This window comes from Kitasatospora sp. NBC_00240 (assembly GCF_026342405.1).
Taxonomy (GTDB): domain Bacteria; phylum Actinomycetota; class Actinomycetes; order Streptomycetales; family Streptomycetaceae; genus Kitasatospora.
Map to the genome: position 1 here is coordinate 1,771,035 of NZ_JAPEMU010000001.1, position 18,099 is coordinate 1,789,133.

16 protein-coding genes are annotated in these 18,099 nt (G+C 74.8%); 8 read left to right on the forward strand and 8 right to left on the reverse strand.

Going from position 1 to position 18,099, the window contains the following annotated elements:
• Window positions 1-50: 50 nt before the first annotated feature.
• On the reverse strand, window positions 51-1,103 hold the full coding sequence (locus OG689_RS07365; RefSeq protein WP_266326939.1) for a hypothetical protein: 1,053 nt from the start codon (window positions 1,101-1,103) through the stop codon (window positions 51-53).
• A gap of 331 nt (window positions 1,104-1,434) precedes the next feature.
• Between OG689_RS07365 and OG689_RS07370 the strand changes: the two genes are divergently transcribed.
• Both OG689_RS07370 and OG689_RS07375 read left to right on the forward strand, forming a co-directional pair.
• On the forward strand, window positions 1,435-2,328 hold the full coding sequence (locus tag OG689_RS07370) for a prohibitin family protein (RefSeq protein WP_266318771.1): 894 nt from the start codon (window positions 1,435-1,437) through the stop codon (window positions 2,326-2,328).
• A 116-nt stretch (window positions 2,329-2,444) separates the two neighbouring features.
• Entirely contained in the window at window positions 2,445-3,041 is a 597-nt protein-coding gene (locus OG689_RS07375; protein ID WP_266318773.1) for an HD domain-containing protein, read from the forward strand.
• Window positions 3,042-3,113: 72 nt separating this feature from the next.
• Here OG689_RS07375 and OG689_RS07380 read toward each other — a convergent pair whose 3' ends face one another.
• Window positions 3,114-3,800: an SDR family oxidoreductase gene (locus tag OG689_RS07380; protein WP_266318774.1), complete on the reverse strand. Its 687-nt coding sequence runs from the start codon at window positions 3,798-3,800 to the stop codon at window positions 3,114-3,116.
• A gap of 127 nt (window positions 3,801-3,927) precedes the next feature.
• Here OG689_RS07380 and OG689_RS07385 point away from each other — a divergent pair, with 127 nt between their 5' ends.
• Both OG689_RS07385 and OG689_RS07390 read left to right on the forward strand, forming a co-directional pair.
• Complete coding sequence (locus OG689_RS07385; protein ID WP_266318776.1) at window positions 3,928-4,485, forward strand: TetR family transcriptional regulator; 558 nt, start codon at window positions 3,928-3,930, stop codon at window positions 4,483-4,485.
• An 83-nt stretch (window positions 4,486-4,568) separates the two neighbouring features.
• A complete protein-coding gene (locus OG689_RS07390; protein WP_266318778.1) occupies window positions 4,569-5,090 on the forward strand; it encodes a hypothetical protein in 522 nt (173 codons plus the stop codon).
• 91 nt (window positions 5,091-5,181) lie between these two features.
• On the opposite strand, the gene OG689_RS07395 is transcribed toward OG689_RS07390, so the two are convergent.
• The 4 genes from OG689_RS07395 to OG689_RS07410 all read right to left on the reverse strand — a co-directional run bounded on the left by OG689_RS07395 (window position 5,182) and on the right by OG689_RS07410 (window position 10,827).
• Window positions 5,182-5,787: a DUF308 domain-containing protein gene (locus OG689_RS07395; protein ID WP_266318779.1), complete on the reverse strand. Its 606-nt coding sequence runs from the start codon at window positions 5,785-5,787 to the stop codon at window positions 5,182-5,184.
• A 224-nt stretch (window positions 5,788-6,011) separates the two neighbouring features.
• Entirely contained in the window at window positions 6,012-6,212 is a 201-nt protein-coding gene (locus tag OG689_RS07400) for a hypothetical protein (RefSeq protein ID WP_190215724.1), read from the reverse strand.
• 146 nt (window positions 6,213-6,358) lie between these two features.
• Window positions 6,359-9,151 (reverse strand): LuxR C-terminal-related transcriptional regulator, encoded by a 2,793-nt coding sequence (locus tag OG689_RS07405; RefSeq protein ID WP_266318783.1) that lies wholly within the window; start codon window positions 9,149-9,151, stop codon window positions 6,359-6,361.
• 149 nt (window positions 9,152-9,300) lie between these two features.
• Window positions 9,301-10,827: a hypothetical protein gene (locus tag OG689_RS07410; protein WP_266318785.1), complete on the reverse strand. Its 1,527-nt coding sequence runs from the start codon at window positions 10,825-10,827 to the stop codon at window positions 9,301-9,303.
• Window positions 10,828-11,280: 453 nt separating this feature from the next.
• Between OG689_RS07410 and OG689_RS07415 the strand changes: the two genes are divergently transcribed.
• Both OG689_RS07415 and OG689_RS07420 read left to right on the forward strand, forming a co-directional pair.
• Window positions 11,281-11,733, forward strand: coding sequence for a DUF6325 family protein (locus tag OG689_RS07415; RefSeq protein WP_266318786.1), 453 nt, complete (start codon window positions 11,281-11,283; stop codon window positions 11,731-11,733).
• Between the two features lie 78 nt (window positions 11,734-11,811).
• Window positions 11,812-12,096, forward strand: coding sequence for an SHOCT domain-containing protein (locus OG689_RS07420; protein WP_266318788.1), 285 nt, complete (start codon window positions 11,812-11,814; stop codon window positions 12,094-12,096).
• Window positions 12,097-12,238: 142 nt separating this feature from the next.
• On the opposite strand, the gene OG689_RS07425 is transcribed toward OG689_RS07420, so the two are convergent.
• Window positions 12,239-14,005 carry an NAD(P)-binding protein gene (locus OG689_RS07425; protein ID WP_266318789.1) on the reverse strand — a complete coding sequence of 589 codons (1,767 nt, stop codon included), beginning with the start codon at window positions 14,003-14,005 and terminating at the stop codon, window positions 12,239-12,241.
• A gap of 438 nt (window positions 14,006-14,443) precedes the next feature.
• Between OG689_RS07425 and OG689_RS07430 the strand changes: the two genes are divergently transcribed.
• Window positions 14,444-15,736: a DUF4149 domain-containing protein gene (locus tag OG689_RS07430; protein WP_266318791.1), complete on the forward strand. Its 1,293-nt coding sequence runs from the start codon at window positions 14,444-14,446 to the stop codon at window positions 15,734-15,736.
• 386 nt (window positions 15,737-16,122) lie between these two features.
• Window positions 16,123-17,391: an N-acetylglucosamine-6-phosphate deacetylase gene (gene nagA / locus OG689_RS07435; RefSeq protein ID WP_266318793.1), complete on the forward strand. Its 1,269-nt coding sequence runs from the start codon at window positions 16,123-16,125 to the stop codon at window positions 17,389-17,391.
• 69 nt (window positions 17,392-17,460) lie between these two features.
• Here nagA and OG689_RS07440 read toward each other — a convergent pair whose 3' ends face one another.
• Window positions 17,461-17,886, reverse strand: a complete 426-nt coding sequence (locus OG689_RS07440; protein ID WP_266318794.1) for a hypothetical protein — start codon at window positions 17,884-17,886, stop codon at window positions 17,461-17,463.
• Between the last annotated feature and the right edge of the window lie 213 nt (window positions 17,887-18,099).

Genomic DNA, 18,099 nt, shown 5'->3' on the forward strand with positions numbered 1-18,099 from the left:
CCGGCCCGGCCGGGCCGCTCCCCGCCTCCCCCGCGCTACCGGTGGCCCCGCTACCCGCCCGTCCGGGGCAGGTTGTCGACGTTGGCGGCGGGCTCGCCACGGCGGACGGCGCCGGGGGCGCGGCGGACGGGGTGGTCGGCCTTCGGGGCGGAGGAGAGCTGCCAGGGCACGCTGATCACCATCACGCCCGGGGTGAACAGCAGCCGGCTCTTCAGCCAGAGCGCGGACTGGTTGTGCAGCAGGTGCTCCCACCAGTGCCCGACCACGTACTCCGGGATGAACACCGCCACCGCCTCCTGCGGGTTGGCCCGCCGGTACTCCCGGACGTAGCCGACCACCGGCTTGGTGATCTCGCGGTACGGCGAGTCCAGCACTTTCAGCGGCACCCGAACGTCAAAGGCCGCCCACTGCTCCTTCAGCGCGTCGACGGCGTCCTTCTCGACCGCGACGCTGAGCGCCTCCAGGGTGTCGGGCCGGAACGCCTGGGCGTAGCCGAGCGCCCGCAGGGTGGGCTTGTGCAGCTTGGCGACCAGGACGATCCCGTGCACCTTGGACGGGCGGACCGACTCGGCGTGCAGGTCGTCCACGGCCAGTTCGGCGGCGACGGCGTCGTAGTGCCGGCGGATGCCGCGCATCATCAGCCGGAGCAGCAGGGCGGCGACCACGGCGAGCCAGGCACCCTGGGTGAACTTGGTCAGCAGCACGATCACCAGCACCAGGGCGGTGGTGACGGCACCGAAGCGGTTGATGATCCGGGCCCGGTGCGCGGCGCCGCGGATCGCAGGGGCCTGCTCGGTGCGCAGCAGCCGGTTCCAGTGCCGGACCTTCCAGCGGCCGAAGTCGAAGAACGCCGCCACCACCATGGCCGCGATGGGGATCACCGCCATCGTGATGTTCGTCGGCGTCACGGCCGTGATCACCATCAGCGCCACCACACAGGCGGCCACCCACGGCGTCAGGTAGAGGAACGCGGTGCCGCCGACGGTGAGCACCAGCAGGATCTCCTGGGTGGCGTAGGCCACCGAGGACAGCGGGTCGGAGGCGAAGATCGGCAGGGCCAGGCGCTTGGGGAGCAGGGTCTCCCCCAGCTCCTCGCTGCGCATGGCTCTACCGATCACCAGGCGCTTGAGCACCTGCGGCACGTTGAACGCATCGGCGAGCGTATGCGGCCGCGGCCCCGCGACCGGGGCTCCGTGCCCCGCCCGGCGCGTCGCCGGTTCACCCGCCCGGAGGAGCGTTTCCGCAGGCCGTGGGCCTGCGGACGCGATCGGACGGGAGCCGTGCGGGGTGCCTCGGCGACGGGTCGCCACCCGGCGTCCGGCCCGCGTCCCGCTCCTGCCGCCAAGGCGGGACGAGTGGTTCCGCCTGGGCCCGACCGGGCATCAATTCCCCTGCGCCGAAGGCGTACTGAGTTCCAACCAGGGGGGATGCACCATGTTCTACTTCGCCGTCCTGCTCCTTGTCGCCGGCATCGCGCTGCTCGTGCTCAAACGCCGCTCGATCGTCGGGTTCCGCTTCGCGACCCTCACCGGCCTGCTGACCGGCGCCCTGGGGCTGCTGCTGGCCCTCAGTTCGTTCACCTACATCGTCGAGCCGTACGAGGTGGGGGTCCCGACCTCGCTCGGTTCGGTGGGCGGGACCTGGAAACCGGGGCTGCACCTCAAGTCGCCGCTGACCGAGGTCACCGCTTTCTCGACCCGGCCGTCCGACCTCAACCTCACCGGCGACGACACCGTGGAGGTGCGCTCCTCCGAGGGCGGGGTGCTGTACGTCGACCTCACCGTGAAGTGGGCGATCGACCCCGAGCACACGCTCGCCCTCTACAAACTGTCCGGCAGCGCCGCCAACGTCCAGCAGCGGCTGGTGTACCCGGACACCCGGGAGATCGTCCGCAACGTCTTCGCCAAGCACACCAGCGTCGAGGGCTACGCGACCCAGCGGGAGGCGATCAGCGCCGAGATGGAGTCGCTGATCACCGAGCGGCTGTCCCCGCGCGGCATCATCGTGAACAGCGTGAACCTGCGCAACGTCAAGCCGAGCGACGTGCTGCAGAAGGCGATCGACCAGAAGATCCAGCAGGACCAGGCGACCCAACAGGCCGCCGCCGCCGTCCTGACCGCGAAGGCGGAGGCCGAGAAGCGCAAGATCGAGGCCGAGAGCACGGCCGCGGCCAACACGGTGATCGCCAACTCACTGACCGACAAGATCCTGCTGAGCCAGTGCTACGAGGCCTTCAGGGCGGCCGCCGAGAAGAACCCGGTGTACGCCAGCCCCTGCGGCTCGGGCGCCGGCAGCTCCCCGCTGATCGTGGACGGCACCAAGCGGTAGGCCGCCGCCACCCGGCGAACCGCTCCGGGCGCGGGGCCCACCCCCGCGCCCGGGGCGGGAGGGCCCGCCGTGCCCGCCCCGACGGGGCCGGTCCGGGCCGTTGCTAGGCTGCGGGCGTGGCCCTTCCCAGCATCCGGAGCGTGCGCGCCCTGCACGCGAAGTACGCACCCAGCGGCGAGGACCTCGCCCGGGTGCTCACGCACTGCGAGATCGTGGCGCGGATCGCCGTCCGGCTCGCCGAACGCGCCGGCCCCGGGGTGGACGTCGACCTCGTGGAGATCGGCGCGCTGCTCCACGACATCGGCGTCCACCGGGTCGGCGGCGGCGCCTACATCCGCCACGGCGTCCTGGGGCACGAGATCCTCCGCGCCGAGGGCCTGCCGGAGGAGCTGTGCCGGTTCGCCTCCTGCCACACCGGGGTCGGCCTGACCCGCCACGACATCGAGAGCCAGGGCCTGCCGATCCCTGTCGGCGACTACCTCGCGGTGAGCGTGGAGGAGCGCCTGGTGATGTACGCGGACAAGTTCCACTCCAAGAGCACCCCGCCGAGGTTCCTGGACGCGGACGCCTACGCCGGCCAGGTCGCGCGTTTCGGGGCCGACAAGGTCACCGCCTTCCACGCGCTGACCGCCGAATTCGGCCGGCCGGACCTGACCGGCCTGGTCGCCGAGTACGGTCACGCCCACCAGCAGGGCTCGACCCTGCGGGTGTGAGGCCGGGGCCGCCGACGGGCGGATGGGGCGGGCCGACGGACGCGGGTGGGCCCGGGCGGCGGCGGACGACCCTCAGGCGGCGACCGGCGACCCGGCCAGGCCCTGCTTGATCCGGCGGCTGACGTCGTCGGCCAGGATCTCGGGGAGCCCTCGCTCCAGTCCGTCCAGTGCCTGCTCGGCCACCGCCGCCGGGTCGGTCTTGCGGTCGGCGGGGATGTGGGCGGCCATGTCGGTGTCCATGAAGCCCACGTGCAGCGCGGAGACGGCGATGCCGCGGGGTGCCAGCTCCTCGCGGGCGGCCCCGGTCAGCGCCCAGGCGGCGGCCTTGGCCGCGCTGTAGGCGCCGTGCTCCGGCAGGTGCAGCCAGGACAGCGCCGAGAGCACGTTGAGGACGGCGCCGCCGCCGTTGGCCTCGATCACCGGCGCGAACGCCCGGGTGACCAGGAGCGGGCCGAAGAAGTTGGTCTCCATCTCGAACCGCACCGTCGCCTCCTCGCCGGCGATCAGCGGGGTGGCGGTGGCGACCCCGGCGTTGTTGACCAGCACCGTCACGTCGGTGGCGAGGCGCGCGGCGGCCGCGACGGACTCGGGGTCGGCCAGGTCCAGGTGCAGCGGCACGGCGCCCGCCACGTCCACCTCCTGCGGCCGGCGGGCCGCCGCGTACACCTTGGCGCCGCGTCCGAGCAGCTGGCTGGTGAGGTGCCGGCCGAGGCCTCGGTTGGCGCCGGTGACGATGACGACGGAGTTCTTGAGGTCCATGGTTCGCTCTTCCCGGGCGGGCGGTGGCCGCCGTCCGGGCGGCCACCGCATGAATAGATTCTGCCCATAATCTAAACAGACCCGTAGGATAGATGGCAAACGACATCCAATCCAGGGAGGTGGCCGCATGGGCCGCGTGTCACAGGCACAGGCACAGGAGAACCGGGCACGCGTGGTGGCCACCGCCTCCCGGCTGTTCCGGGAGCACGGCACCGGCGTCAGCGTCGCGGACCTGATGCAGGCGGCCGGCCTCACCCAGGGCGGCTTCTACAAGCAGTTCGCCTCCAAGGAGGCCCTGGTCGAGGAGGCCGCGGCGCACGCCTTCACCGAGCTGACGGCGCGCCGCACCGAAGGACTGCGCGAGCACGAGGGCCGGCCGGACGCCGCCCGCCAGGCCCTGGTCGACCACTACCTGACGCCCCGGCACCGCGACGACGCCGGCGGCGGCTGCCCCGTCGCCGCGCTCGCCGCCGACATGGCCCGCGACCCGGGCGAGGCCGCCCGCGGGGTCTACACCGAAGGGGTGCGCGAGTTCGCCGACTGGCTGGCCGACGACGAGCAGGACGGCCTGGCCCGCCTGGCCACCCTGGTCGGCGGCCTGCTGCTGGCCCGGGCCACCGAGGGCTCCGAGCTGTCGGACGAGATCCTCCGGGCCGCGCACGCGGCCCTCTCCGACGGCAGCTGACCCGTGCGCCCGGCCCGCGGACCGGGCCGCCCGGATGCGTGGCCCGGCGGGCGCGGCCGGCGGGGCGAACGTAGGGTGAGCCGGTGCACCGACTTCTCCCGTGGCCGCGCCGGCCCGAGCCGGACGGTCCCTCGCCCGCGCGGACGGACTACTCGGGAGCCGTCTACGGATCCCTGCTGGCCGCCTCCGTCATCGCCGCCGCCGGCGCCGTCGGCGAGTTCCCCCGCCTGCAGACCGTGGTGCTGCTGCTCGTCACCGGACTGGTCTTCTGGGCCGCCCACGTCTACGCCCGGCTCACCGGCGAACGGTCGGCCGGCCGGAAGATCACCTGGTCCGAGACCCGCCGGGTCGGAGGCCACGAATGGTCGATCGTCGAGGCGGCCGTCCTGCCGAGCATCGCCGTGGCCGTCAGCCCGCTGCTGGGCCTGAGCCTGGTCGCGACCGGCTGGTTCGCCCTGGGCGTCGCGGTGGCGCAGCAGGTCACCTGGGCCTACCTCGGCGCGCTGCACGCCAGTGCCTCGCGCCGCGAAGCGGGCGTCGAGGCCGGGGTCAACCTGGTGCTCGGGCTGATCATCGTGGCGGCCAAGGCGGGCCTGGGCCACTGAGGGCCGTACAGCCGCCGAGGGCCGTGCCTGGGGGCCCGCACCTGCGGGAGCCCCGCCGGGCGGCCCGACGGGGCTCCCGCTCCACCGGCCGTCAGCCGGCCGCGGCCCCGGCGCGGTTCGCCGAACGGGCCGCGTGGCGCAGGACGAGGGCGGCGCCCGCCTCGAACAGTCCGAGCACCAGCAGCCAGAGGCCGATCAGCCTGGCCAGCGCGATCGCGGACTCGACGGGGTAGCTGAGCACCACGATCCCGGCGAGGATGCCCAGCGCACCGAGGAACCCGGCCACCCCCCGGCCCGGCAGTCCCCGGCCGGCGATCGCCACGTACAGCGCCAGGATGCCGCCCAGCAGCCAGTAGGCGCCGACCACCAGCGCGAGGAACCCGACCGTCTGCAGCTGATGGCGCAGACACAGCACACCGGCCAGCACGGACAGCAGGGCCAGCAGCACGTACAGCACCCGGGCACCGCCCGAGGTGTCGTGGGTGAAGGCCGTCACGAAGCGGACCACCCCCGCCACGAGCAGTTGCAGGCCGATGATCACGGCGACCACGCGGGCGGTCTCCTCGGGCCAGCTGAGCATCAGGATGCCGGCGACGGCGGTCAGGACGCCGAACCCGAGCGTCCACGTCCAGGACCGGCCGACGACGGCCAGCCAGTCCTGGGGGTCGGCCGTGTCCGGCCTGGGAGCAGTGGTCACGGTGGGCCTCCTCGTCCGGGGTCGTCCGGTACGGGCCCGGACGGCCGGGCCACCCGGCACGATCGGCCGGCCGCCCCGCGCCACGGGGTTCCGGGCTGCGACGACAGCTGCAGTGTGCGCCGCCGCGGCCCGGCGGAGATCACCCGCCAGGGGTGGTGCCGAGGCGACGGTGCCGGGCGGACGTGAGGACGCCCGGGTACGCCGGGCCGGCCCCCGCGATCCGGTCACTCGGGCAGTTGCCGCAGTTCGGTGACGCGCAGGCCCAGCAGCTGGAACCGGGCCAGCAGCCCGTACAGGTGGGCCTCGTCCACGATCGGGCCGACCAGCACGGTCTGGCTGGCGATCACGAAACTCTCCAGTTCCGGGAAGCCCTCGTCCAGCATGGTGTCGGACATGGCGCCGGCGACCCGGATCTCGTAACGCATGCGCGCCTCCCGCGTCGGACAGCCGCATCGGACGTCCCCGGCTCCCTCCCGCTGCCTCCAGGCTCGCGGCCGGAGGCCGGGCGGTCATCACCCCGTGGAGGTGAGCCGGGCCCGCGGTCGGCGCCGGCCCGGCCGGGGACGGCGGCTCAGAGCAGGTGGAGCCGGCGGGCGCGGCGGACCGCCTCCGTGCGTCGGCTGGTGCAGAGCTTGCGGTTGATGCTCTTGAGGTGGGTCTTGACGGTGTTGACGGACAACTGGAGGTCCGCGGCCACCTCCTGCGTGGACATCAGCTGCGCCACCCGCTCCAGCACCTCCCGCTCCCGCCGGCTGAGGGCTTCGACCGGCGGGGCGTCCGGCGCCGCACCGGGGACGGCAGCCGCCGGCCGGCGCAGCGGCTCCGGCAGCCAGCCGTGATCCGCGGTGAGGTCCGGCCGCCGCCGCAGGAAGGGCGCCAGCCAGCGGCCGGCCTCCAGGAAGGGTCCGCGCAGGCGGTCGGGACGCGCGGTGGCCAGGGCGCGGGCGATCAGCCGGCCGGCCGCCAGGTCGTCCCCGCCCGCCGCGCCGACCTCGGCCTTCAGCAGCAGGATGCGGGTGACGGTGGCGGGCGGGCCGGCCGGGGCGCGGGGCAGCGCCCGGGCGGCCGCCCCGCGGTCGCCGGCGGCCAGCCGGGCCCGGGCCGTCGCGAAGGCCAGCTCGGGGCTTCGGGCCTCGCCGGCCGGCAGCACGTCGACGGCGGCCCGGCCGTCACCGGCGGCCACCAGGGCCTCGGAGGCGATCGACGCGATCAGCCCCCGGGCCCAGGGCGAGGGCGCCCCGGCGGCGCCGGGGTGCTCGGCGGCCGCCAGGGCGGCCAGGGCGCGCCGGGGGTCGCCGTGCCGCAGGGCGAGCCGGGCGCGGACCACCGCGCCGAGGACGATCCGCAGCGGATCCCCGTCCGGGGCGCCCCTGAGCGCCGGGACGTCGCCGCCCGCCGCGCCGCCGTCCACCGACTCGCCCTCCACCGCATCGCCCTCCACCGCATCGTCCGCACCCGGACCGGCTCCGCCCGTACCGACCGCGCCCGGACCGAATTCGGTCGCCGGGACGCGCCGCGCGTGGCTCCGCGCGGTGCCCGGATCCCCCCGCTCCAGGGCGATCCACGCCAGGACGAGGTGGGCGATCGCGGCCCGGTCGGTGCCCTCCGCCTCCCAGGTGCCGGCCTCCGCGAGGGCCTGTCCGGCGCGCCGCTCGGCCGGGCCGACCGCCCCGCCCAGCAGCTCCACCAGGGCCAGCAGGGCCAGCGGCTCGTACCGCTCCGGGTGCTCGGCGCCCGGCGCCTCGGCGACGGCGGCCAGCAGGGCGGAGCGGGCCGCGCCGGGGCGGCCCGACCAGAGCCGGACGGCCGCCAGGTCGGTGAACAGCCGTACCGGCAGCACCTGGTGCTCGTTCCGGGGGGCGGCCGGGACGACCCGCCGCAGGTGGTCCGCCGTCCGGGCCGCCTCCTCCGCGCCCGGCGCCGAACCGGTCAGCCGGGCGGCCACCAGGCGCAGGACGGCGGCGGTGAGGCGGGCGGGCGTGTCCTCCTCGGCTGCCGCGAGCCCGGCCTCGGCCCGGTCCAGGTGCGCCGTCCCGGCCGGGCAGTCGCGGGCGGCCAGCGCCCGGGCGGCCCGGATCAGCTCGGCGTACGGTCCCTCCACCCCGGGGGGCATGGCGTCGACCAGTGCCGCCGAACGCCCGGGGCCGGTGGACGAGAGGAACTGCCCGACCGCCAGGTCGCCGACGAACCAGGCGGCGGCCAGGTCCCAGCGGTCGGCGGCCACGGCGTGCCGCAGGGCGTCGTCCAGCAGGCCGGCCTGCTGCAGCCAGCGGGCGGCGGCCAGGTGCAGCCCCGGCGACAGGCCCGGGTGGCGGGCCCGCAGGTGGACCCGGAGGATCTCCGCGAACAGCGGGTGCTGGCGGTACCAGGGGCCGTCCAGCGGGGTGACGAAGGCGTTCGCCCGGGCGAGTTCGTCGAGGATGCGCTCCGCCCCGCCGCCACCGGTCAGGGCGTCGGCCAGGGCCGGGTGGATCCGGTCGAGGATGCTGGTGCGCAGCAGCAGGTCGCGGGTCTCGGCCGGTTGGGTGTCGAGCACCTCGGCGAGCAGGAAGTCGGCGATCGTGCTGTGGCCCGCCTCGAACTCCTTGAGGTAGCGCCCGCTGTCCGGGCTGCGCGTGGCGGCCAGCGCCCAGAGCCGCAGGCCGGCGGCCCATCCCTCGGTACGTCCGGTCAGCGCGTCGACGTCCGCACCGGGCAGCGACAGGCCGTGCCGGGTCAGCAGGGCCGAGGTCTCCTCGGCGGAGAACGCGAGGTCGGCGGCCCGGATCTCGGCGATCTCGTCCGCGGCGCGGTAGCGGTGCAGCGGCAGCAGCGGCTCGTTGCGGCTGACCAGCACCAGGCGCAGCATCCCGCCGGAGTGGCGCAGCAGGTGGTCCAGCGCGGTGGCGACCTCCGGGTCGGTGATCCGCTCGAACTCGTCGAGGACCACCACCACCGGGTCCTGGCGCAGGCCGAGACCGGCCGCCAGGTGCCTGGGGGGCCGGCCCGCGGGGGCCGCGCGGCGTGCGGTGCCGACCGCTCGCGGGAGCGCCCCGGCCCGGCGCAGTGCCTGGCCGAAGTCGTGCCAGAACACGGCCGGGTTGTTGTCCTCCGCCTCGACGGTCAGCCAGGCCGGCGGGTGCGAGGGCGGCGAGCTCCGGACCCAGTCGCAGACCAGCAGGGTCTTGCCCGCGCCGGCCGGTCCGTCGACCAGGACCAGCGGGTGCTCCCGGACGCCGCGGTCGAGCCGGTCGGCCAGCCGGGACCGGCGGACGAAAGTGGCGGGGACGGGCGGTACGCCGAGCCGCCCGGCGAGGGCGGGGTCGGCGCGGGGTACGGCGGCCCGCTGCCGGGCGCGCTCCGGGTGCCCCGGATGTCCGGTCACGGCGATCACCGCCTCAGGGCTCGGTACCCGCCGGGAATCCACGGCCTGCCTCCGATCCTCGATCGGTGCCGGCGGACCCGCAAGGGGAGCGGCTCGGGGGTGGCCGCACCGCCGGTGCCCCGGCGCCCGGTGCGGCCACCCCGACAGGGTCAGGCGTCCGCGGTCCGGCCCTGCGGCGCGGCGGGAGCGGCCGGCGGCGAGGGCTGGTAGCTGGGCGCGAGGAACTCCCGGAGGGCGAAGGCGATCAGCACCACCACGGCGAACCAGAACACCACCACACCGCTGGGGTGGTCCCAGAAGGCGAAGATCAGCGCGGCCACGAGCAGGACGCCGATGCCGATCCAGCGCTTCCAGCGGCGGACGAACGGCTCCACCGGGCCGGCCCGGAACCCGGCCGAGTCGGCGGCCGAGCGGACGGCGGCGACGCCGTGGCCGCTGACCGAGCGGACGGTGACGGCGGCCCGTGAGGGCCCGATGAGGAAGGCGCCGAGGGCGACGACGACGGCCAGCACCCCGACCACGCGGACGGCCCGGCGCAGGTAGGTGACCAGGGCGTCGTACACCGCGGCGGCGGCGCCCGGCGAGGCGTCGGAGGGCAGGTGGTCCAGGAAGTAGGACCGGAAGACGGCCAGCGCGATGCCGAGCAGCAGCATCGCCGCCCCGATCCCCAGGCAGGCGCCGATCAGGGCTCGACGCCGGTTGAAGGCCGTGAAGACGCCGGCCGCGGCGACCAGCACCACGATGACCGGCATCCAGTTGCCGAGCACTTGGAGCAGCCGGAAGCCGCCCTTGATCTTGGCGATGTCCGGCGAGGAGAAGACCACGAACTCGGTGTGCACCGTCGGGATCTTGGAGGCCGGCCCGAAGCCGGCGTCCACCAGCTGGTTCTTCACCCGCTCGACGGCCGGCCCGATGTCGATGGTGACCTCGTCGTTCTTCAGATTGACGGTGCCACCGCCCTGGCCGGTCAGCGCCTTCACCATGCTGCCGTGGCCGGCCCGCAGCGCCGCCTCCCACACCGTGGCGAAGGCGTCGCTGGTCACCACCCGCTCGGCGGCGCTGTGCACGAGGTTGGTCAGCGCGCTCTCCAGCGGGCCGGTCAGGCCGCCCAGCAGTTGGGCGAGCCTCGGCGGCACGCCCTGGTCGGCGGCGGCCGAGGAGAGCTCGTTCACCAGCGCCTTGACGTCGATCTGGTCCGTGGCGGCGGTGGTGATGCGGTTGGCGAGGGCGTTCTGGACGTCGGGGTTGTGGGCCAGCGGCGCCATCGAGGCGACGAACCGGTTGGTGTCGGTCACCTCGTCGTGCGCCCACACCGCGATGACGGCGAGCAGCGACAGGATGGACGCGACGACCACCAGCACCACCGAACCGGTGGTGCGCAGGCGGTGGTGCTGGGGTCGGCTCTTCTCCTGGGCCTCCAGCTGGGCGACCCTGCGGTGGAGGGCAGCGAGCTCGTCGCTCTCGGCTCCGGCGGCTCCGGCGGCTCCGGCGGCTCCGGCGGCGAACGGCTCACCCGGACCGGACGGCTTGGCGGGACCGGACGGCTCACCCGGACCGGACGGCTTGGCGGGACCGGACGACCCGGCGGGGCCGAGCGGTTCGGCAGGGTCGGGCGACTTGCCGACGTCGGAGGGCTCGTCAGGTTCGGGCCGCCTGTCGGGTCCGGTCGGTGTCATGGTCGCTCCTAAGGCGCGGTCCCGGACGGCGAGGCGCTGTCACGGGCCACCACCTCAGCCAAAGCCCGCCGGACCGGGACGGCGAGCAGGACTACCCCAGCAGGGTGATGGCGGCCCCACCGCCGCACCGATCGGCGCGGTGCCCCGGCCCAGGCCCCAGCCCAGGCCCAGGCCCAGGCCCAGGCCCCGACCCCGGGTCACCCTCCACAGGTGATCCGAAGCGCCGGGGCGGGGATTTAGCGTTAGCGTCGCAGGAGCGCACCCGTCCGGGGCCGGACGGAGGCCGCGCCGTTCCGCGGCGCGGCCCGGAGCGCGCTCCCCCGGCCTCCACCCGCGACCTCGGCTCGTCCGGGCCGTGCCCGACCAGGGCGGGGACCGTACGACGGGGTGCCGAACCGGTCCCGCCCCTGGCACCCGGTACCTGCGCACCGGACGTCACCGATAGGAGTTGACGTGAGCAACGAATCCAGCGAACCGATCGAACCGGGCCCCATCGACTACCTGATCGTCGAGTTCCCCGGCAGCCACCTGACCGGCGAGGGGATGCCCCTGCTCGCCGACCTGGTCGACCGCGGCATCATCCGGATCCTCGACCTGACCTTCGTCAGGAAGGAGGAGGACGGTTCGGTGACCGGCCTCGAACTGGCCGACGTCAACGGCGACGGGAAGCTCGACCTCACCGTGTTCGAGGGCGTCTCCTCCGGGCTGCTGGGCGAGGAGGAACGCACCCAGGCCGGCGCGATCCTCGCTCCCGGGGACTCCGCCGCCGTCCTGCTCTACGAGAACCTGTGGGCCGCGCCGCTGGCCGCCGCCCTCCGCCGTGCGGGGGCCCGCATGATCGCGCGCGGGCACGTCCCCGTCGAGGATCTGATCGAGGCGCTGGACGCGCTCGACGCCACGGCCTGACCGCACCACCCCCACCCCGACCGAACCCCCACCCCCCGACCGCAACCCGTCCGCCCCTCTCACCCCAGGCAGGAAACCATGCCCGGACTACTGCGCGGTGTCGCGCGTACCGCCGTCATCGCCGGTACGGCCACCACCGTCTCCAACCGCGTCTCCCGCCGGCAGGCCAACCGTTGGGCCAGCCAGGAGGCACCACAGGCAGCGCCCGCCCCGGCCCCCGCAGCACCGGCGCCGGCGGCGCCCGCCCCCGCGTCCATGGACGACAAGCTCGACCAGCTCAAGGACCTGGCCGCACTGAAGGACCAAGGCGTCCTCACCGAGGCGGAGTTCGCCGCCCAGAAGGCCCGCATCCTCAGCAGCTGATCCCGCGCGCCGGGCGGCCCTCCCCTGCCGCCCGGCGGCCGTCGGTCCATCGGTGCCGGGACCGCGTGGCCGTCGATCAAGCACGTCGACCTCGGCCGTCGACCTCGGCCGTCGGCCGGGGCCGCCCGGGAGCGCCGGCCGTTCAGACCGGGTGCCCGGAGGTCAGCGCGCCGAGGCCCTGGCGGGTGGCGGCGACTACGACCAGGTCCCCGTCGACGAGCCGGCGGGTGGGCGCCGGGTCCCAGAGCAGCTCCGGTCCGCCGTCCGCAGGCCGGGCCAGGTCCGGGGTACGCGCCGAGGGCTCCCTGAGGTCGACGGCGAGGACCCGCCAGAAGCCCGGACGCTGGGCCTCGGCGACGGTCACTCCGTTCAGCAGCGGGTTGGCGGTGACCTCCACAGCCGCGATCAGCAGCACCTGCCGGCCCACCGCGATCGCCCCGATCACCTGGCGGCCCATCATCGCGGACGCGAACGAGGGCGCCGCCAGGAAGGAGACGCTGCGGCTGCGGGTCTCGGCCCGGGGGTAGGAGTCCCGCAGCGCACGGTAGACGACGCCGGCGAAGTCGTCGTCGAACAGCCGCAGCACCACCCGGACTTCGGGGTTGGCCTCGCGGGCGTGCAGGGCCGCTTCGAGATTGGCGCTGTCGTTGCCGGTCAGGGTGACCAGAGCGGCTCTCCGGCCGATCTTCGCGGCCTCCAGCACGCCCTCCTGGGTGGCGTCCCCGATCACCACCGGCACCCCGTACGCCCGTGCCGCGGACACCCCCAGTGCGGTCGGGTCGCGCTCCACGCAGACCACCGGGACGTCGAGTTCCCACAGGCTCTCCAGGACGCGGCTGCCGACCCGGCCGAGACCCACCAGCACGACGTGACCGGCCAGCCCGCGGGGCGGCCGGCGCAGGGCGGAGGCACTGCGGAACGCGCCGAGCGCCTCCAGGGCGAGGGCGATCATCAGCGGCATCACCAGCATCCCGCTGACGGCGGTCAGAATCTGCAGGATCTTCCGTCCGGAACCGTCCTCGGTGGCCGGGTCGCCCACGCCCAGCACGTCCATGACGGTCAGCCAGGCGGCGTGCTGCGGGGTGGTCCCGCTGATCGCCGCGGTGAGGGCGGCGAACAGCACCACCAGGGCGGCGAGGGCCGCGAGCGACCAGCGCAGGCGGCGGGAGAAGAGCGCCCCGAGCGGCAGGGCGGACAGGCCGGGCAGCCGGCGCGGACGGCTCGGTGCCTGCGCCCGGCCGACGAGTTCCAGCACCGTGCGGCGGCCGTCGGGCGGGAGTTGGGCCGGATCGGGCAGCAACTCCTCGTCGCGGTCGTGCTCGGGCCGCTCGGCGCGGGCGGCCAGCGTGGCGACCGCACGGCCCGCGGCGGGCCCACCGGGCGCGACCTCGCTGACGCGCAGCAGCTGGCCGTCGACCTGAACGACGTGACCGAGACCGGCCACGGTCGCGGCGACCAGCGCGGGCGCAGCGGTGGCCGACGCCGAGAGGACGGTGGTGGAGGCCTCCGGGGCGGCCGACGGGAGATCCGGACGGCGGGCGGCGGCGGCCCGGTCCAGGAGCTGCTCGACGCGTCGGCCGAGCTTGCGGTTGTAGACCCGGACGGTGAGCCGCAGGGCGGGGTTGATCCTGCGGGCCCGCAGCGCCACATGGATGTTGGCCTGGTCGTCCTCCGAGGTCAGAGCCAGCGCGACGGCGTTCCGCACCCCGGCCGCCGCCAGCGCCGCATGGTCGAGCACGGCGGCTTCGACGATCTCCACCGGCAGCCTGTGTTCGGTGGCGAGCGCTCGGATCTGCGGGCCGTGGCCGCGCTCCGCGGACGGCAGGACGACGGTCACCCGCTGCCCGTACAGCCGGGTGAGTTCGACGGTCAGACGGTGCGCCAGCGCGTCGTCGCCGCAGATCACCATGTGCCCGCCCGCGGCCGCACGGCGGGGTGCCGGTTGACGTGGTAACCCGTGCGCCCCGGTGCTGGGGCGGTCCGGTCCGGCGGATTCTCCCGGTCCGGCGCGGCGGCGGCCGGCTGGTGGTGTGAGTGACATGGGCGCCAGTCTGCCCGGCCGAGACGGCGTGCGGCAGCGTCCCGCCGGGTTCGGCCGCGCGCCCGTCCGTAGGCCCCCGACAGGCCGTGACCAGCGACTTTCTGCAGGACCGGACTGCTGGTGGGGGCAGCCCGGCCCCGTACACGAACGAGCATTCTCCGTACTGGACGGGATTCCCTCGGCGCGGCCGGACCGGCACGCCCCTGATGGTACGGCGGGCGAGACCGTCCCTCCACAGAGTGTTGCGACCCGACTTAGGTGTGGCTACCCTAAGCCACTGTTTCCCCTGCTGATGGAAGGCCCCCCGTGCCCTCGCCTGTGATACCCCCTGCCCTGACGTCTTTGGCGGCGGCCGCCCCCTCCACCCCCCTCGGTCCCTTCGTCGACAGCCTGGTGTCCTGGACCACCTGGGTCACCCTGATGGGCCTGGTCGGTCTGATCGCCCTCGCCGTCCTGGCCACCGGCCCCGCCGCCGCCCGCACCGCGCCGGCAGCCCTCCCCGCCGTCACCACCCGGATCGCCCGGGCCGCGGTCGTCGCCGGCGTCCTCGCCGCCCCCGCCGTGCTCACCGAGCTCGCCCACAGCGCCTCCAAGAGCCACGGCTACGACTGGTCGGCCGCCTGGGCCTCCCTCTTCGACGGCACCAACGCCGGCCGGCTGGACGGGCTGGAGATCACCCTCGTCCTGGTCGCCGCCGCCCTGGTCGCCCCGCTGACGGTCCGCTCGGTCGCCGCCGGCCGGGCCCGCGGCTGGCTGCTCGGCGCCGGCCTGGCCGCCGCGTCCGCCGCCCTCGGCGCCACCAAGTTCCCCACCAAGGTGCCCGCCGACTGGGGCCGCGGCAGCTTCGACGTTCTGGTCTGGATGCTGCACCTGCTCGGCGGCGGCGTCTGGTTCGGCGGCCTGGCCGGCCTGCTGCTGCTCGCCGTCCCCGGCGCCGTCCCCACCACCGAACGACGCGCCTTCTGGTCGGTGGCCGTCCGGCGCTTCTCCGTCGCCGCCATGGCCTGCGTCGCCGCCATCACCCTGTCCGGCCTGTTCCTGTACTGGGCCCACGTGGACGGCCTCACCCAGCTGGTCACCACCATGTACGGCCGCGTGCTCGGCGTGAAGATCCTCATCTTCGGCGGCCTGCTGCTCCTCGGCACCTTCAACCAGTTCTGGCTGCACCCGCGCCTCGAAGCGCTCCGCGACGAGGGCGACCAGCGCCCGCTGGTCACCGTGCTGCTCCGCAAGTTCCCGCTGGTGGTCGCCGTCGAGGTGGTGCTCGCGCTCGCCCTGCTCCTGGTGGCCCCCTTCCTGCACGGCTCCGCCCGCAACCAGGCCTACCAGGCGCAGGTGTCGGAGCAGTCCGCCACCCCCATCCCCGCCAAGAAGCTCCCCAAGCTCGCGGCGAAGCAGGTCAGCACCTCCACCTGGGTCTGGGGCACGCTCGAAACCGTCGGCGTGATCGCCCTGATGGGCGGCAGCTACCAGCTCTCCGGCCGCCTGGCCCGCCGCCGCTCGGCCGCGACCGCGACCCCGGACGCGGCCGCTCCGGATGCCACCACCCTGGAGAGCGCCACCCCGGAAGCCACGGCCCCGGCGCCGCTTCCGAACTGACCCGGACTTCGCCGGGTGAAGCCCGCCGTCCTTGCCTTCGGGCCTGGGCGGCGGGCTTCACCCGTTCACACGCCGGCGGGCGGGCGAAGGGCCGGGCCCGGCACCCTCCCCGAGCCGGTCCGGCCCCGGCCCCGGCCCCGGCCCCGGCCCCGGCTCCAGCTCCAGCCCCCAGCTCCAGCTCCAGCTCCAGCTCCAGCTCGGCGAACGGCGTCGAGCCCCGACCGAGGTCGTCCCGGCCTCCAGCGGCAGGTCGACCCGACGGGCCTCCCGGTGGCTTCGCCTGCCCGGGAAACGCCCTACGATGCGTATTTCTGAGTAGAGTAGCGTCGTTTCAATCAGGAACAGTCAAACCTGCGCGGTCCGATTGCGCTCTTGGAGGTTGACGCGTGACCAGAAGCGACCAGATCGTCCTGGCCGGTGCCCGACTGGTCCTGCCCGGCGGCGTCGTCGAGGACGGCCGGCTCACCGTCGAGGGGACGACCCTGTCGGCCTTCGGCGGCGACCGGCAGCCGGGCGACCTGGACCTGACGGGCCACACCGTCGTCCCCGGCTTCGTCGACCTGCACGTGCACGGCGGCGGCGGCGGCTCCTACGCCTCCGGCATCGCCGAGGAGGCCCTCACCGCCGCCCGCACCCACCTGACCCACGGCACCACCACCACCGTCGCCAGCACCGTCACCGGCGAGATCGACGAAGTCTGCCGCCAGGCCGCCGTCCTCTCCGAACTCGTCGAGGACGGCATCCTCGCCGGCGTCCACTTCGAGGGCCCCTTCATCTCCCACAACCGGTGCGGCGCCCACCGCCCCGACCTGCTCCGCGACCCCGACCCCGCACTCGTGCGCAAACTGGTCGACGCCGCCCGCGGCCACGCCAAGATGGTCACCCTCGCCCCCGAGCTGCCCGGCGGACTCGAATCCGTCCGGATGCTCGCCGACCTCGGCGTCATCGCCGCCGTCGGCCACACCGACTCCGACTACGCCAAGACCCTCGAAGCCATCGAGGCCGGCGCCACCGTCGCCACCCACCTGTTCAACGCGATGCCCGGCATCCAGCACCGCGCGCCGGGCCCGATCGTCGCCCTCCTGGAGGACGAGCGGGTCACCGTCGAGCTCATCAACGACGGCATCCACCTGCACCCCTCGGTGCTGGACCTCGCCTACGGCACCGCCGGCGCCTCCCGGGTCGCGCTGATCACCGACGCCATGGGCGCGGCCGGCATGGGCGACGGCCTCTACCCGCTCGGCCCGCTGCAGGTCCGCGTCGAGGACGGCGTCGCCCGGCTGGTCGAGGGCGGCTCCATCGCCGGCTCCACCCTCACCCTGGACGTCGCCTTCCGCCGCTCGGTCACCCTCAACGGCCTCAGCCTCAACCAGGCCGTCGAGTCGCTCTGCACCGTCCCCGCCCGCCTGCTCGGCCTCGCCGACTCCATCGGCTCGCTGGAGACCGGCAAGAGCGCCGACCTGGTCGTGCTCGACTCCGAGAGCCACCAGCTGGTCGCGGTGATGCGCCGCGGCGCATGGGTCACCGGCGCCGACCGCTTCAGCGTCGTCATGGCGGAGCCGTACGACCCTGACCGCAGAACGGGTGCCGGCCCCGCGGCCGCCTCCTCCTCGGCGCAAGGCCGGTACACGGCGGTGGAGCCGCTGAAGGCGTGAACGCGGGTCAGGGCGGGCCGAACGCCCCGCTGCGGCGACCGGTCGTCAAGGCATCAGCTCATCGAGGCGTCAGGTCGTCAGAGCATCGGCGATGGCCAGCGCCGTCCGGCTCTGGAGACGACCCCAACTGAACCGGCTCGGCTCAGCGACCCCGGTGAAGCGCACCTCCATCGACAGGGTGAGCAGGTGCTTGCGGAGCGGTCCCGCGGTGATCTTGTCCCGAGGGGTGGCCGAGACTATCGACCGTCCCACGGTGCCGTTGTGGTTGTCGACGAGGTACAGCCGACGGTCGGTCAGCACCATGAAGTAGGCGCGGGGCTGCACCGCGACGAGCACGGTGCCGCCGCTGACGGCCCCGACCAGGGCCGCCGTCGCCACCCTGCGCTTGGCGGACACCCTCCCGATCTGCAGCACGTCGACCAGCTCGATCCGCTCCTGAGCCGCGAGCGCCGGGGTCACTACGGCGAGGCACTTGCGGGTCGACTTGTCGTTCATCCGGGTCCTTCGGGGGGGAGGCGCTGGCTGCGCGGCGCTCAGCGTAGGGGCAGCGCTGACCTGGCGCAACAGCCGTTCGCCGACGCATCAACGCCCCCGATTGCCCAGATTCGCCGGGGCGCCGCAGCACGACTGCGTCACGATCACCCGGCACACCTACAACCGGGCCGGTCCCGACACCTACGGTCTGGCGACACCGCACCGCCTTGAGCA

Excerpts from the sequence above, each read along its gene's own strand:
- OG689_RS07370 (WP_266318771.1), top strand. The coding sequence starts at position 1,435 with ATGTTCTACTTCGCCGTCCTGCTCCTTGTCGCCGGCATCGCGCTGCTC.
- OG689_RS07365 (WP_266326939.1), bottom strand. The coding sequence starts at position 1,103 with ATGCGCAGCGAGGAGCTGGGGGAGACCCTGCTCCCCAAGCGCCTGGCC.
- OG689_RS07410 (WP_266318785.1), bottom strand. The coding sequence starts at position 10,827 with ATGACACCGACCGGACCCGACAGGCGGCCCGAACCTGACGAGCCCTCC.
- OG689_RS07380 (WP_266318774.1), bottom strand. The coding sequence starts at position 3,800 with ATGGACCTCAAGAACTCCGTCGTCATCGTCACCGGCGCCAACCGAGGC.
- OG689_RS07420 (WP_266318788.1), top strand. The coding sequence starts at position 11,812 with ATGCCCGGACTACTGCGCGGTGTCGCGCGTACCGCCGTCATCGCCGGT.
- OG689_RS07385 (WP_266318776.1), top strand. The coding sequence starts at position 3,928 with ATGGGCCGCGTGTCACAGGCACAGGCACAGGAGAACCGGGCACGCGTG.
- OG689_RS07400 (WP_190215724.1), bottom strand. The coding sequence starts at position 6,212 with ATGCGTTACGAGATCCGGGTCGCCGGCGCCATGTCCGACACCATGCTG.
- OG689_RS07440 (WP_266318794.1), bottom strand. The coding sequence starts at position 17,886 with ATGAACGACAAGTCGACCCGCAAGTGCCTCGCCGTAGTGACCCCGGCG.
- OG689_RS07425 (WP_266318789.1), bottom strand. The coding sequence starts at position 14,005 with ATGGTGATCTGCGGCGACGACGCGCTGGCGCACCGTCTGACCGTCGAA.